14 protein-coding genes are annotated in these 14,108 nt (G+C 66.3%); 11 read left to right on the top strand and 3 right to left on the bottom strand.

Going from position 1 to position 14,108, the window contains the following annotated elements; translation table 11 throughout:
• Window positions 1–256 precede the first annotated feature (256 nt).
• Entirely contained in the window at window positions 257–1,708 is a 1,452-nt protein-coding gene (locus tag ACFC0O_RS40705; RefSeq protein WP_375967568.1) for a PLP-dependent aminotransferase family protein, read from the bottom strand.
• A 122-nt stretch (window positions 1,709–1,830) separates the two neighbouring features.
• Between ACFC0O_RS40705 and ACFC0O_RS40700 the strand changes: the two genes are divergently transcribed.
• The 9 genes from ACFC0O_RS40700 to ACFC0O_RS40660 all read left to right on the top strand — a co-directional run bounded on the left by ACFC0O_RS40700 (window position 1,831) and on the right by ACFC0O_RS40660 (window position 11,120).
• Window positions 1,831–2,667 carry a nitrilase-related carbon-nitrogen hydrolase gene (locus ACFC0O_RS40700; RefSeq protein WP_364633950.1) on the top strand — a complete coding sequence of 279 codons (837 nt, stop codon included), beginning with the start codon at window positions 1,831–1,833 and terminating at the stop codon, window positions 2,665–2,667.
• Entirely contained in the window at window positions 2,667–4,088 is a 1,422-nt protein-coding gene (gene hydA / locus ACFC0O_RS40695) for a dihydropyrimidinase (RefSeq protein WP_375967566.1), read from the top strand. The genes ACFC0O_RS40700 and hydA overlap by 1 nt, the downstream gene beginning before the upstream one ends.
• A gap of 19 nt (window positions 4,089–4,107) precedes the next feature.
• Window positions 4,108–5,139 (top strand): TIGR03842 family LLM class F420-dependent oxidoreductase, encoded by a 1,032-nt coding sequence (locus ACFC0O_RS40690; protein WP_375967564.1) that lies wholly within the window; start codon window positions 4,108–4,110, stop codon window positions 5,137–5,139.
• Complete coding sequence (locus ACFC0O_RS40685; protein ID WP_375967562.1) at window positions 5,136–6,095, top strand: ABC transporter permease; 960 nt, start codon at window positions 5,136–5,138, stop codon at window positions 6,093–6,095. The genes ACFC0O_RS40690 and ACFC0O_RS40685 overlap by 4 nt, the downstream gene beginning before the upstream one ends.
• Window positions 6,092–6,943, top strand: coding sequence for an ABC transporter ATP-binding protein (locus tag ACFC0O_RS40680; RefSeq protein WP_375967561.1), 852 nt, complete (start codon window positions 6,092–6,094; stop codon window positions 6,941–6,943). Before ACFC0O_RS40685 ends, ACFC0O_RS40680 begins: the two co-directional genes overlap by 4 nt.
• Complete coding sequence (locus ACFC0O_RS40675; RefSeq protein WP_364633960.1) at window positions 6,940–7,713, top strand: ABC transporter permease subunit; 774 nt, start codon at window positions 6,940–6,942, stop codon at window positions 7,711–7,713. Before ACFC0O_RS40680 ends, ACFC0O_RS40675 begins: the two co-directional genes overlap by 4 nt.
• The gene (locus ACFC0O_RS40670) at window positions 7,710–8,852 is read left to right on the top strand and encodes an ABC transporter substrate-binding protein (protein WP_375967560.1); all 1,143 of its coding nucleotides are present in this window, start codon (window positions 7,710–7,712) and stop codon (window positions 8,850–8,852) included. The genes ACFC0O_RS40675 and ACFC0O_RS40670 overlap by 4 nt, the downstream gene beginning before the upstream one ends.
• Window positions 8,853–8,964: 112 nt before the next feature.
• Window positions 8,965–9,594 (top strand): TetR/AcrR family transcriptional regulator, encoded by a 630-nt coding sequence (locus ACFC0O_RS40665; protein WP_364633963.1) that lies wholly within the window; start codon window positions 8,965–8,967, stop codon window positions 9,592–9,594.
• Window positions 9,594–11,120, top strand: a complete 1,527-nt coding sequence (locus tag ACFC0O_RS40660; RefSeq protein WP_375967559.1) for an ArnT family glycosyltransferase — start codon at window positions 9,594–9,596, stop codon at window positions 11,118–11,120. The genes ACFC0O_RS40665 and ACFC0O_RS40660 overlap by 1 nt, the downstream gene beginning before the upstream one ends.
• Window positions 11,121–11,126: 6 nt before the next feature.
• Here ACFC0O_RS40660 and ACFC0O_RS40655 read toward each other — a convergent pair whose 3' ends face one another.
• Window positions 11,127–11,861 carry a peptidylprolyl isomerase gene (locus ACFC0O_RS40655; protein WP_375967557.1) on the bottom strand — a complete coding sequence of 245 codons (735 nt, stop codon included), beginning with the start codon at window positions 11,859–11,861 and terminating at the stop codon, window positions 11,127–11,129.
• A 173-nt stretch (window positions 11,862–12,034) separates the two neighbouring features.
• On the opposite strand from ACFC0O_RS40655, the gene ACFC0O_RS40650 reads away from it, so the two are divergent.
• A complete protein-coding gene (locus tag ACFC0O_RS40650; RefSeq protein ID WP_375967556.1) occupies window positions 12,035–12,715 on the top strand; it encodes a TIGR00266 family protein in 681 nt (226 codons plus the stop codon).
• A 335-nt stretch (window positions 12,716–13,050) separates the two neighbouring features.
• On the opposite strand, the gene ACFC0O_RS40645 is transcribed toward ACFC0O_RS40650, so the two are convergent.
• Window positions 13,051–13,569, bottom strand: a complete 519-nt coding sequence (locus tag ACFC0O_RS40645) for an NUDIX domain-containing protein (protein WP_375967555.1) — start codon at window positions 13,567–13,569, stop codon at window positions 13,051–13,053.
• A 143-nt stretch (window positions 13,570–13,712) separates the two neighbouring features.
• On the opposite strand from ACFC0O_RS40645, the gene ACFC0O_RS40640 reads away from it, so the two are divergent.
• Complete coding sequence (locus ACFC0O_RS40640) at window positions 13,713–14,093, top strand: nitroreductase family deazaflavin-dependent oxidoreductase (RefSeq protein ID WP_375967553.1); 381 nt, start codon at window positions 13,713–13,715, stop codon at window positions 14,091–14,093.
• Window positions 14,094–14,108 lie beyond the last annotated feature (15 nt).

Genomic DNA, 14,108 nt, shown 5'->3' with positions numbered 1-14,108 from the left:
CACAGCTCCGCTAAGTGCGCAGAGTTGTGGCTCTATGACGCACGGATCGGTAGGCGAGTTCGGATCCGCGTATGCGACGTTGGCGGACAGAAATATCGAAGATGCTGCGACGATGATTCCAAAGGCTAGTTCGCGCTTGACGTTCATTCTTCCCCCTGCTCTGACGAGCGTGGCAACTCTCAGCAATGTGCCGACAATGTCGAAAAAGTCAGCGCTATAAGGCTATTCCCTTGAGTTCGTTGGAGAAGGGCTTCCGTCACATTCGCCGAATGCGCCGATAGGCAGGGGCGGCGACCGCGGCGACCGCCAATCGCGCTGCCAGGGAGTCGATTTCGGTGAGCGGCAGGGTGGCGATGGTGAGGCGGAGGTGGTCGGTGTCGGGGTGGTCGGTCACCTCGAAGGGGCCGCCGGGGGCGGCTTTGATGCCCGCGGCGGCGAGGGAGATCATGGCGGCGTTCTCGTCGGTGACGGGGAGCCAGAGGTTGATGCCGTCGCCTCGGGTGACCGGGAGGTGGTGGCGGTGCAGGGCTTTGCGCAGGGCGGTGGCTCGGGTGCGGTAGGTGGTGCGGGCGGTGGCCACGGTGGTGCGGGCGGTGTCGTCGGTGAGCATGTGGAGCAGGACGCGCTGCAGGAGGCGGCTGGTCCAGCCGGGGCCGAGCATGCGGCGTTCGATGATGGGGTCGAGGTAGGCGGCGGGGCCGCCCGCGACCGCGAGGCGCAGGTCCGCGCCGTGGGATTTGGAGTAGGAGCGGATGTGGACGGTGTGGGTGGGCAGGCGGCTGCCGAGCGAGCGGACGGGGGTGTGGGCGATGCCGTCGGAGTGATCGTCCTCGATGACGAGCAGGGGGGACGCGGTGAGGATGTCCGCGAGTTCGCGGACCCGGGTCGCGGAAAGAGAAGCGCCGGTGGGGTTTTGGGCTCGGGGCTGGAGTAACAGCGCCACCGGGGAGTGACGGGGGAGGGATTCGGCGAGATCGGCGGGCAGCGGACCGGATTCGTCCATGCGGAGGGGGATGGGGCGTGCGCCGATGCGGGAGAGCAGGTCGAGGAACGGCGGGAAGCAGGGGTTCTCGACCAGTACCGCGTCGCCGAGGTGGATGTGGGCGGTGAGCAGGCGGTCGATGGCGTCCAATGCACCGTCCAGCACGGTGAAGCGTTCGGCGCGCATGGGCCAGTCGGCGCGCACCGTGGCTTCCAGTTCGGGCAGCACGGCCTCGCCCAGGTAGGTGGCGGAGAGATCATCGATGGCGTCCTCGCCGCCCAGGGCGCGCAGGGCCGCCGTCAGATCGGGCAGTAGCGCCGGATCGGGGACACCGCGCGAGAGGTCGATGCGAAAGTTGTTGTCCGAGTGTGAATGCAGGCGCTGATAGCGGCCCGCGGCGGTGACCGGGATCGGTTGCGGCAGGGTGGCGACGAAGGTCCCGGCGCGTCCGCGCGCGCGAATCGCGCCCGCCGCGGCCAGGGCGCGCCAAGCCTGATTGACAGTGGCGGGTGACACCTTCAGCACCCGGGACACCTCGCGGACCGTGGGCAGCCGGGTGCCCGGTGCCAGCGCACCGGACCGAATGCGGCGGCTGACGGCTGCGGCGATGCCCGCGGCGGTGCGGTCGTGCACCCCTGACAGGAATTCGATGGCCTCCGGACCGGCCGGGGCCGGATCGGCGCTGGGCGCGTCGTCCGGGACCGTGGGGCCGAGTTCCGTTGTCACGCTTTCATTCTGCGTTGGCGCATGCCGGGTGACGGGTGCGGTCCGCAAGATTTACGGTCACGAAACTGTTTCCGTCAACATGTAACACAACGAAATTCGTTTCGGGTGCAGTATCACAAAGTATGGCAATCGTTCGAGCTGCGCTGGTCCAGACGAACTGGACCGGCGACAAAGAGTCCATGATCAAGGCGCATGAGGACTATGCGCGGCAGGCCGCTGCGGCCGGGGCGAAGGTGATCTGCTTCCAGGAGCTGTTCTACGGGCCGTATTTCTGCCAGGTCCAGGATGCCAAGTTCTACGACTACGCCGAATCCGTGCCCGGCCCCACGGTGGACCGATTCGCCGCGCTGGCGCGCGAGCTGGGCATGGTGATGGTGCTGCCGGTGTACGAGCAGGAGCAGTCGGGACTGCTGTACAACACCGCGGCCGTCATCGACGCCGACGGCAGCTACCTCGGCAAATACCGCAAGCACCATATTCCGCAGGTCAAGGGGTTCTGGGAGAAGTTCTACTTCCGCCCCGGCAATTCGGGCTGGCCGGTCTTCGATACCGCGGTCGGCAAGGTCGGCGTCTACATCTGCTACGACCGGCATTTCCCGGAGGGCTGGCGGGCGCTGGGCCTGGCGGGCGCGGAGATCGTCTTCAATCCCTCGGCCACCTCGCGCGGACTGTCGAGTTATCTCTGGAAGCTGGAACAGCCCGCCTCGGCGGTGGCCAACGAGTACTACATCGGCGCGATCAACCGGGTCGGCATCGAAGAACTCGGCGATGACGATTTCTACGGCACCAGCTATTTCGTCGATCCGGAAGGCAAATTCGTCGGTGAGGTCGCCTCGGACACCAGCCCGGAACTGGTGGTGCGCGATCTCGATATGGATCTGATCAAGGTGGTGCGCGATCGCTGGGCCTTCTACCGCGACCGCCGCCCGGACGCCTACGGACCGCTGGTGAACCCCTGATGACGCGCACATTCATTCACGGCGGAACGGTGGTGTCGCCCACCGGTTCCCAACTCCTCGACGTACTCATCGACGGGGAAACCATTGCGGCCGTTGTACAACCGGGCAGTACCGCGCTCGGCACCGATCTGGCCGCCGCCTCCGATACGGTGATCGACGCCACCGGCAAATACGTGATTCCCGGTGGTGTGGACGCGCATACGCATATGCAGATGCCGTTCGGCGGCACCGAAGCCTCGGACACCTTCGAGACCGGCAGTCGCGCCGCCGCCTGGGGCGGCACCACCACCTTCGTGGACTTCGCCATCCAGAAACCCGGTGAGCGCGTTCAGGACAGCCTCGAGCTGTGGCATCGGAAGGCCGCTGGGCAGTGCGCCATCGATTACGGCTTCCACCAGATCATCGGCGACGTCAATGCCGAATCCCTCAAGGGCATGAGCGAATTGGTGTCCGAGGGCGTCACCAGTTTCAAACTGTTCATGGCCTACCCGGGCGTCTTCTACTCCGATGACGGGCAGATCCTGCGCGCCATGCAGACCGCCGGTGACCTGGGCGCGGTGCTGATGATGCACGCGGAGAACGGAATCGCCATCGATGTGCTCGTCGAACAGTCGATCGCGCGCGGTGACACCGCACCGTACTTCCACGGCACCAGTCGCCCTTGGCAATTGGAGGAGGAGGCCACGCACCGCGCCATCATGCTGGCGAATGTGACCGGTGCGCCGCTGTACGTGGTGCACGTCTCGGCGAAACAGGCCCTGGAACAGATCGCCACCGCACGCGGTAAGGGGCAGAACGTTTTCGGTGAGACCTGCCCCCAATACCTCTACCTCTCGCTCGAAGAGCAGTTGGGCGCACCGGGTTTCGAGGGCGCGAAATGGGTGTGCTCGACGCCGCTGCGCTCGCGAGAGGAAGGGCATCAGGACGAGCTGTGGCGGTATATCCGCACCGGTGACGTCGCCAATGTCGCCACCGATCACTGCCCGTTCTGCATGAAGGGCCAGAAAGAGCTGGGGCTGGGCGATTTCAGCAAGATCCCCAATGGCATCGGCGGTGTCGAACATCGAATGGATCTGATGTTCCAGGGCGTCAAGGACGGCCGCATCTCGCTGGAGAAGTGGGTGGAGATCTGCTGCACCACACCCGCGCGCATGTTCGGCATGTACCCGCGCAAGGGCATCATCAGCCCCGGTGCGGACGCCGACGTGGTGATCTACGACCCCAACGGGCACACCAGCATCGGGGTGGACAAGACCCATCACATGAATATGGATTACTCCGCCTACGAGGGCTTCGAGATCGACGGACACGTGGACACGGTGCTCTCGCGCGGCCGGGTGATCGTCGACGGCGGACAGTACCTGGGTGCGGCCGGACACGGCCGGTTCGTCAAACGCGCACTGTCACAGAACCTCATCTGACGCGAAGGGAGTGTGCGGGATGGATATCGGAGTGGTGCTGCAATGCACGCCGCCCGCGTCACGGGTGGTCGAACTCGCGAGAGTGGCCGAGACGCACGGGTTCTCGCACGTGTGGACATTCGACTCGCATCTGCTGTGGCAGGAGCCGTACGTCATCTACAGCCAAATCCTGGCCGTGACCCGCAAAGTCGTGGTCGGGCCCATGGTGACCAATCCGGCGACGCGGGATTGGACGGTCACCGCCTCGACCTTCGCCACCCTCAACGAGATGTTCGGCAATCGCACCATCTGCGGTATCGGACGCGGTGATTCGGCGGTGCGCACGCTGGGCGGGCGGCCGTCGAATCTGGCGACGCTGCGCGAATCCATCGGTGTCATCAGGGAACTCGGCAATGGCCGCGCGGTCACCATCGGTGACACCACGGTGCGACTGCCGTGGGCGGGCGATTCCCGCCTGCCGGTGTGGGTGGCCGGATACGGTCCGCGCGCACTGGATCTCACCGGTGAGGTGGCCGACGGCTTCATCCTCCAGCTCGCCGATCCGGATATCACCGCGTGGACCATCGCGCGGGTGCGGTCGGCGGCCGAACGCGCTGGGCGCGACCCGAACGAGGTGACCATCTGTGTCGCGGCACCCGCGTACATCACCGATGGCACCGAGGCCGGGCTGAAACACGCACGCGAACAGTGTCGTTGGTTCGGCGGCATGGTCGGCAATCACGTCGCCGATATCGTCGCCAAATACGGTGCCGACAGCGAGATTCCGGCCGCGCTGACCGAATACATCGCGGGGCGGCAGGGTTACGACTACAACCAGCACGGGCGGGCGGGAAATACGCACGCGGACTTCGTCCCCGATGCCATCGTGGACCGCTTCTGCATCCTCGGCACACCTGATGAACACCTGGTGCGGCTGCGGGAACTGGAAGCCCTCGGCGTCGACCAGTTCGCGGTGTACCTGCAACACGATGCCAAGACCTCGACACTCGAGGCATATGGCGAATCGGTGCTACCGCGCCTGGCCCATCCGGTGACGGCGACCAGCGCATGACCGATTCATCGACGCTGACCGCGGCGGCCGCGCTCGAACCCGCCGCGGTCGTCCGGCCCATGCGACGGGGTACCCCGGTGCGCGCAGCGGCAACGCTGCGCGCGTTCGGGTATCCGGTCGCCGCGTTCGTATTGCTGCTCGCCGCATGGGAATTGGTGAAAACGCTGGTGCCGGAGAACGGTGTCAGCATCGGGGATCAGCGGATACTGCCGCGCACCTCGGACGGCGCGCTGCCGCATGTGTGGGCGGTGCTCACTGTACTGGGGGAGAAGGACGGAAAGCGGTCGGTCGGCGCGACCCTGCTGCACACCGCCGGATTCACCCTCGGGCTTGCGCTGCTGGCGCTGGTGCTGGGCACCGTGGTCGGCATCGCGCTGGCGGTGCTCATGCAACGGTTCTCGGTCATCGAGCGCGGACTGCTGCCGTATGTGATCGTCTCCCAGACGGTTCCGCTCATCGCGCTCGCGCCACTGGTCGCGGGCTGGGGCGGGCGGGTGGTCATCGCGGGCCAGCCCTGGAAACCGTGGATGAGCATCGTGGTGATCGCCGCCTACCTGGTGTTCTTCCCTGTCGCCATCGGCATGCTGCGCGGCTTGCAGTCGCCCGCCAAGGCTTCGGTTGAACTGCTGCACAGCTGCGCGGCCGGATGGTGGCGCACGCTACTGCATCTGCGCCTGCCCGCCGCCGTCCCGTATCTGCTGCCCGCACTTCGATTGGGCGCGGCCGCCGCCGTGATCGGGGTGGTGGTGGCCGAGATATCCACCGGCACCGCGGGCGGTATCGGCCGCCAGATCATCGTTTTCTCGCAGCAGTCCACCGGTAATGCGGCCCGGTTGTACGCGGCGGTCATCGCGGCGGCGCTGCTCGGAGTGGTGCTCACCGCGCTGGTGGGGCTGGCCGAGGTCGCCCTGCGCCGCTACAGCAGGCCAGGTCATTCTTCAGGAGATACCCGTTGACCGTCGAACCCTCGCTATCCGAAAAAACATCGACCACAACGGATTCCGTGCCCGCCGTGGAATTGGACGCGGTCGGGAAGATCTTCACCGCCGGAGCGGTGACCGCGCTCGAACAGGTGAGCCTGACCGTCGCCGCGGGCGAATTCGTCTCGCTCATCGGACCTTCCGGATGCGGTAAATCCACGCTGCTGCGCATTGTCGCCGATCTCGAACAGCCCAGTTCGGGAACCGTTGTGGTGCACGGTAAGACAGCGCGGCAGGCGCGCCTGGACCAGGACTACGGCATCGCCTTCCAGCAAGCGGGACTGCTGGACTGGCGGACCGTGCAGGAAAACGTCGAGCTCCCACTGCAATTGCACGGAATCGGCAAACGTGAGCGACGCGCCCGCAGCGCCGAACTCCTGGAGATCACCGGACTCACCGACTTCGCGCGCCGCTATCCGGCCGAACTGTCCGGCGGTATGCAGCAGCGCGTCGCCATCGCCCGGGCATTGGCTCGCAAACCACCACTCCTGCTCATGGACGAACCGTTCGGCGCGCTCGATGAGATGACCCGTGAACGCATGCAGGGCGAACTGCTGCGCATCGCCGAAGAGACCGGCGCGGCGGTCATTTTCGTGACGCACTCGATTCCCGAAGCGGTCTTCCTCTCCGACCGCGTGGTGGTCATGACACCGCGGCCCGGACGCATCACCGCCGTCCTCGATACCGGCGGCTGGGATCGCGATACCGACACCGATGTGCGCTCCAGCGACGCCTTCTTCGCCTCGGTCGCGGCCGTGCGCGCCGCGTTGCACGAGGGCCACGGCACCGATCCCCAGGACACCGCGGGACGGGATATCCGGTGACTCGACTGCTCAGAACCGCGCTGCCGCCGGTGCTCTTCGGCATCACCATTCTCGTGCTCTGGCAGGTACTCACCGTCGCTGCCGGGGTGCCGTCCTTCCTGCTGCCGTCACCGTCCGCGATCGCCGATGCCTTCACCGGCAATTTCGACGCGATCGTCAAGGCCGCCACCGCGACCGGAACCAATGCGCTCATCGGCCTGATCGTCGGAAGCTGGTTCGGAATCGCCGCCGCCATGCTGGCCGTGCGCTTCGAGGTGGTGGGCGGACTGCTCGGCGCACTCGCCGCCGGTGCCGCGGCCGTGCCCATCGTGGCGCTGGCCCCGCTGCTGAACTCCATGTACTCGACCACCACCGATCTGCCGCGCCGACTGGTCGCCGCCATCGTGGTGTTCTTCCCCGTATTCGTCAGCACCGCACGGGGATTGCGTCAGGTCCCGCGCGTACAGCACGACCTCATGACCGCCTACGCCGCCACCGGCTGGCAGATCACCCGCACCGTGCGATTGCCCGCCGCGCTGCCGCATCTGTTCACCGGCCTGCGCATCGCCGCACCGGGCGCGGTCATCGCCGCCATCATCGCCGAATACTTCGGCGGTCTTCAGCACGGACTGGGCAGCCGGATCACCTCGGCCGCGGCCAATACCGCGTACCCCCGCGCCTGGGCCTATGTGGTCGCCGCCATGGTGCTGGGCCTGCTCTTCCTGGCCGCGGTCCTGCTGCTCGAACAACTCACCCGCCGACCCCGCACCACCCTCTGGAGATCCGAATGAGAAGTACCGCACACAAATACCGATTCCGGGCCTGTCTGGCCGTCGCGGCGCTGGGCCTGGCAGCGCTGACGGCGTGCAGCACCACCGACAGCACCACCACCTCCGACGGTCTGACCAAGGTGAAGCTGCAACTGCAGTGGTTCAAACAGGGACAGTTCGCCGGATATCTGGCTGCCGTCGACCAGGGCTTCTACAAGGAACAGGGTCTGGACGTCGAAATCCTCGACGGCGGAACCGATATCGTGCCGCAGACCGTCCTCGCACAGGGGCAGGCCGACTACGCCATCGCCTGGGTGCCCAAGGCGCTGGCATCGCGCGAGGCGGGGGCGGGCATCACCGATGTGGCGCAGATCTTCCAGCGGTCGGGCACCAAACAGGTGTCGTTCAAGAACGCGGGCATCAACGCTCCGGCGGACCTGCGCGGTAAGAAGGTCGGAAACTGGGGCTACGGCAATGAGTTCGAGCTCTTCGCGGGGATGACCAAGGTCGGCATCGACCCGGCCAAGGACGTCAAACTGGTGCAGCAGCAGTTCGATATGAACGCCTTCCTCGCGCACGATATCGATGCGGCACAGGCCATGTCGTACAACGAGTACGCGCAGCTGCTGGAAACCAAGAACCCGGCCACCGGAAAGCTCTACACCGCAGACGATTTCGCCGCCCTGGACTGGAATGATCAGGGCGTGGCCATGTTGCAGGACGCCATCTGGGCCAATACATCCAAGCTGAAGGACACCAAATACGCCGATCAGACGGTGAAGTTCATCGCGGCCTCGCTCGAGGGTTGGGCGTTCTGCCGCGACAATGTCGATAAATGCCGCGATATCACCGTCGCCGCCGGGTCCACGCTCGGCGCGAGTCATCAGCAGTGGCAGATCACCGAGGTCAACAAACTCATCTGGCCCTCGCCCAATGGCATCGGCCTGATGGACAAGGCCGCGTGGGATCGGACGGTGTCGATCGCCAAGACCGCCCGCAATCAGGAGGGCGCGACCGTGCTCACCAAGGATCCGGACGCGGACGCCTATACGACCGAATACGCCACCAAGGCCCTCGATCTGCTGAAGTCGCAGGGTCTGGATGTGACCGGCAGCGGGTACACCGCACAGCCGGTGACCCTGACCGAGGGCGGTAAATAGCCAGCTCACCGGCTTGATCGTGCCCGTCGTCCCGCGCTTCGCGCTCGGGGCGGCGGGCACCCCTGTTTTCTGGGGCTTCCCTTCGGTTGACCGTCTGTCATAAAATTTGGCCGTGCGGTCAGAAAATGAGCCAGACGGTCAGCCGAGGTCGTTCATCGAGGAGGCGCGGCGGCGGCAGATCATCGCCGCGGCCGTCGAAGTGATCTCCGAATTCGGCTACGGCAATGCCTCACTGGCTCGGATCGCCAAACACGCCGGAATCTCGAAGGGTGTCATCTCCTACCACTTCGACGGTAAGGACGATCTGATGACGCAGCTGGTCATCCAGCTGTATGTCTCCGGGGCGGAGTACATGACCCCGATCATCGGTGCCGCGCCGGGCTGGCGCGGCAAGGTGCTGGCGTACATCGAATCCAATCTGGAGTTCATCGCCGCCAATAAGCGCTATGTGGCCGCCATGACCGATGTGGTGCTCAATCTGCGTGACGCCGAGGGCAAATCGCGGTTCGTGAACGTGGAGAGCGCGCGGGAGATCCTGCGGCCCATCGCGGACATGCTGCGAGAAGGACAGCGCGAGGGCGAGTTCGGGGATTTCGATCCGATTCTGATGGCGAAATCCATTCGCGATGCCATCGACGGCACCGGCGGGCGGGTCATCAATGAACCGGATTTCGACGCGCGTGCGTACGCGGCACACGTGTGCCGCATTTTCGATCTGGCTACGGGCAAACCGGGGGAGTAATGACAAGAACACTGGATATCGAAGTGACACGGCAGGATTCGGCGGATGAGCTACCGCCGTTCGCGCTCGGCTGGGTGAGCGCCATCGCCGCGATCGGCGCGCTGGCGCTGCTGGCCACCCTGGGCCAGTACGGATTCTTCGGCGATGAACTGTATTTCGTCTCGGCCGGGCATCGGCTCGCGGTGAGCTACGCCGATCAGGGGCCGCTGGTGCCCGCCATCGCCTGGTTCATGGATCTGCTCGCACCGGGATCGATGGTGGCGCTGCGGCTTCCGTCGGTGCTGCTCACCGTGGCGGCCCTGGTGGTGAGCGCGCTGATCGCCCGCGAACTCGGCGGCTCCCGCGCGGCGCAGGCGCTCACCGCCCTGGCCTATCTCACCTCGCCGTTTCTGCTGGTGCAGGGAACCCAGTTGTCCACCAACAGCATCGACACCGCGTTCTGGGTGTTCATCAGCTGGCTGGTGATCCGCTGGGTGCGCACTCGGCAGGACAGTCTGCTGCTGTGGGCGGCAGTGGTGACCGCACTGGATCTGCAGGTGAAATGGCTCGTCCCGTTCCTGTGGGGCGCGATCGCCATCGGGGTGCTCTGTTTCGGGCCGCGCGAGCTGCTGCGCCGTCCGGTGCTGTGGGCGGGTGCGGCCGGTGTCGCGGTGACCATGGTGCCCAGCCTGATCTGGCAGGCCCGGCACGACTGGCCGCAGTTGGGCATGGGTGCGCAGGTGGCATCCGAACAGGCCGATATCGGCGGGCGCGCGATGTTCGTGCCCATGGCCCTCGCCTCGGCGGGCGTACTGGGCGCGGTATTGCTGCTGGGCGGCATCGTGGCGCTGCTGCGCATGCCCGAGCTGCGGCCCTACCGGTTCCTCGGGCTGGTGCCGGTACTGCTGACCATCGCCTTCGTGATCACCGGCGGCCGTGCGTATTACGTGGTCGGCTGCTACGCCGCGGTGATGGCGGCCGGTGCGGTCTTCGCCACTCGCCACGGTATCGCCGGGTGGCGGCGCTGGGTGGGTGGCGCGCTGGCGGTGGTGTCGGTGGCGGTCCTCGCGCTGACGCTGCCGCTGCAACCGGAATCGAAGGTGAAACCCGCTGCGTCCGAACAGGATGCGTGGATGAGCCTGAGCGTATACGGCCGGTTCGGCTGGGAGGACCTGGCACAGGCGACCGAGGCCGCCTATCAGGCGCTGCCCGCGCCGGAGCGGGAGCATGCGGTGATCATCACCGATTCCTACTGGCAGGCAAGCGCATTGGACCTGGATCGGGCCAAGCATGGACTGCCGCCCGTTTACTCTCCCAATCGAGGGTTCGGTTACTTCGGCACACCGCCGGATGATGCCACCACGGTGATCTGGGTCGGCGGTGACGGCGGTGAACCGCGCTCGCGGTGCGAGCAGGTCAGCGATATCGGCAGAGCCGATGCGCGACTGGGGATTCCGGGCGTCACCCGCGATATCACCATCCGGCGCTGCGACCACCCGCGCGCACCGTGGTCGCGCGAGTGGCCGACTATGTTGCGGCTGGGGTGAATCCGGTCAGTTCCGGTTCTCGGAGACGGTGTCGAGGGTGACTCCGGCGGCGGGCGCACCGTCGCCGGATCCGTCCGCCACCCCGGCGGCCGCGATGTTCTGCAGCACGTCCAGGCCGCCGGTGACCTTGCCGAACGGGGTGTAGTTCGGGGGCAGCTGAGAATCCTTGTACACCAGGAAGAACTGGCTGCCATTGGTGTTCGGGCCGGAGTTGGCCATCGCGAGCGTGCCCGCGGGATAGGTTGCGCCCGCGAGGTTCTCATCGGTGAACTTGTAGCCCGGACCGCCGGTGCCGGTGGCAGTCGGATCCCCGCACTGCAGTACGAAGATGCCCTGGGTGGTCAGGCGGTGGCAGGTGGTGTGATCGAAATACTGCTGCTGGGCCAGGAATACGAAGGAGTTCACCGTATGCGGTGCGCGGGCGGCGTCCAGGGCGACGGTGACCGTGCCGCAGTTGGTCGCCAGATCCGCGGTGTACGCGGCGTTCTGGTCGATCGTCATGCCCGGCTCGCTCTGCCACTTCAAACCGTTCGGCTGTCCGCTCGCGGCGGGGTTGCAGCCGGGGGCGGTCTCGAACCGCGGCGCGGGGGCGGCCTGAGCCCGTCCGGTGACCAGCAGGGCGACCGCGATGGTCAGCCCGAGCAGGCCGACCCGCCGAAGCGCCTTGCGTTCGAGGCGGATACGGCGGGGCTGCCGGGCGGTATCGCCGTCGACGGTCTGCGCGTGCGGTTCGGTATTCACCGGTCGGGATCTCCTTCATTCGCGGATTGCGCTTCGGACCGCATAGTGATCGGACTATGCGGTCGGCATCATTCCACCTCCCGGCCGCGCGCGGGGGTGGTTCACCGGACTGCTCGCGCCAACGCGCCGGGATCACACCCCTGCCCCGGGTTTTCGCTGCTAACTTGGCGCACATGAAGGTTCAACTGCGGCACAATCCGTCGTCGACCATCGCCCGCTGCTTCCTCGCGGGCGGTGAGCCCATGCGGGTCGAGAGCGGTGCCATGGTGGCGCACTCCGCCGGAGTTACCTTGGCCGCCAAGGCCGAAGGCGGCATCATCGCCGGACTCAAGCGGTCGGTGCTCGCGGGCGAATCGTTCTTCGTGTCCACTTTCACCGCGCCCGCCGCGGGCGGCTGGGTCGATGTCGCGCCCGCGCTCCCCGGTGACATGCTCTCGCTCTCCATCACCCAGGACCGCCCGTACTTCATCAGCCGCGGCGGCTGGATCGCGAATTCGCACGCGGTCACCGTCGAGGCCAAATGGGGTGGCCTGGCCAATCTCTTCGGTGGTGAGGGCGGTTTCGGCCTGCGCGCGCACGGCGACGGCGAGGTGGTGCTGGGCGTCTTCGGCGCGATCGACGTCATCGATCTGGCCCCCGGTGAACCGGTCACCATCGATACCGGCCACGTCGTCGCCTACGACCTCGCCATGAACTTCACCATCCGCCGCGCAGTCTCGGGCCGCTCGCTGCAATCCCTCAAATCCGGCGAAGGCTTCGTCTTCGACTTCGTCGGCCCCGGCCGCGTCCTGCTGCAAACCCGCAATCCGGGCGCCTTCGCCGCCTGGGCCGGTTCGTCGGCCTCCTCCGGTTAGATCTTGTGAGATACCTCACTCTTCGCCTGTTCTCAAATAACCCCAGCTGGAACAGGTTCTACTTGGTGCGCCCGTCGACAGGCGATGCTTTTCTCTCGAAAATCATTCACCAACCAAAGTGAATCGTGCATGCTTCACATGTCGACATGTCATTTCATAGATGAGGAGTAACGCGTGTCCGGATCCGCCTCGGACTTCCTGGCCCAGGTACTGATCAAGACCCTCCAGGGTCTGTTCACCGGCAGCACCGGCCAGTAACTCGCGGAAACGCGAACGGCCCCTTACGAATCGCGCGGGATTCGTAAGGGGCCGTCCTCATGTCGGGACCATGCCGCTCAGCGCAGCAGGTGGGGGATGAGGGTGCGGGTGTCGGGGACGAAGGGCCAGGTGGGATCGGCCAGGTGGGTGCGGAGTTCGACATCGGTCCACCACCAGGCGTCGGCTACTTCGGAGGGTTGATGGGTGAAGGGGCCGTCGGAGTGGACCTCGTAGGCGAACAGGTGGCAGCGCATGGGGATTCCGGCCCATTCGCCGTCCCAGGATGAGGTGATCAGGGGAGTGGGGCGCGGGTCGGCGGGGGTGAGGTGGATGCCGAGTTCTTCGCCCAGTTCGCGGATGGCGGCTTCGGCGGGATCTTCGCCGGGGTCCAGGACGCCGCCGGCGAGGCAGTCGTGCATACCGGCGAAGACGGATTTGGTGTCGGTGCGGCGGTGGACGTAGACGCGGGTGCCGTCCAGGGAACGAACCAGGACACCCGCGCTGGCGTGCCAGAGACCTTCGGTGTAGACGACGGCGCGATCCTCGGCGCCGATCTCGCGGCCCGCGGCGTCGTATACCGCGATCATCTCCGGCATGGCGGTTCCCTTCCGTGCCGCCGGGGGTCGGCGGCGGTATCGGGAGCAGACTAGCCATATCGGGGGAAGATCCGGGACGCGGAGGGGGTGCCGGGCGCGTAGCGTCTGGGGCGCAATCGATTTCGCCGGAGAGGACGAGACCCATGCCGCTGCCCCAGGCGCTCGCGCGCATCAATCGCCGGATCAGCAATCCCGTACTCGGTGTAATGGCCCGGATCGCACCGGGATTCGGGATCGTCATCCATACCGGGCGCAAGTCGGGGCGGGTGTATCGGTCGCCGGTGATGGTGTTCCGGCGTGACGGCGGTTATCGGATCGCGCTCACCTACGGGCCGAAGGTGGACTGGCTGAAGAACATTCGGGCGGCGGGCGAATTCGAATTCGAGACCCGGGGGCGCGTGATCACCCTCACCGATCCGGTGCTGAGGCAGGACTCGTCGGCGGCTTGGGCCCCGATCGGCGTACGGCAGGTGCTGACCGCGCTGTCGGTGGAGTACTACGTGCAGGCTCGGCTGGCGGAATAGTCCACCGGTCGCGGC

The sequence above is a fragment of the Nocardia sp. NPDC056100 genome, from assembly GCF_042266325.1.
In the GTDB taxonomy this organism is placed as follows: Bacteria; Actinomycetota; Actinomycetes; order Mycobacteriales; family Mycobacteriaceae; genus Nocardia.
This window is presented reverse-complemented; position numbering and strand designations above follow the sequence as displayed.

Coding starts and splice junctions, on each gene's coding strand:
- ACFC0O_RS40700 (WP_364633950.1), top strand. CDS start 1,831: ATGGCAATCGTTCGAGCTGCGCTGGTCCAGACGAACTGGACCGGCGAC.
- hydA (WP_375967566.1), top strand. CDS start 2,667: ATGACGCGCACATTCATTCACGGCGGAACGGTGGTGTCGCCCACCGGT.
- ACFC0O_RS40690 (WP_375967564.1), top strand. CDS start 4,108: ATGGATATCGGAGTGGTGCTGCAATGCACGCCGCCCGCGTCACGGGTG.
- ACFC0O_RS40685 (WP_375967562.1), top strand. CDS start 5,136: ATGACCGATTCATCGACGCTGACCGCGGCGGCCGCGCTCGAACCCGCC.
- ACFC0O_RS40670 (WP_375967560.1), top strand. CDS start 7,710: ATGAGAAGTACCGCACACAAATACCGATTCCGGGCCTGTCTGGCCGTC.
- ACFC0O_RS40660 (WP_375967559.1), top strand. CDS start 9,594: ATGACAAGAACACTGGATATCGAAGTGACACGGCAGGATTCGGCGGAT.
- ACFC0O_RS40650 (WP_375967556.1), top strand. CDS start 12,035: ATGAAGGTTCAACTGCGGCACAATCCGTCGTCGACCATCGCCCGCTGC.
- ACFC0O_RS40645 (WP_375967555.1), bottom strand. CDS start 13,569: ATGCCGGAGATGATCGCGGTATACGACGCCGCGGGCCGCGAGATCGGC.
- ACFC0O_RS40640 (WP_375967553.1), top strand. CDS start 13,713: ATGCCGCTGCCCCAGGCGCTCGCGCGCATCAATCGCCGGATCAGCAAT.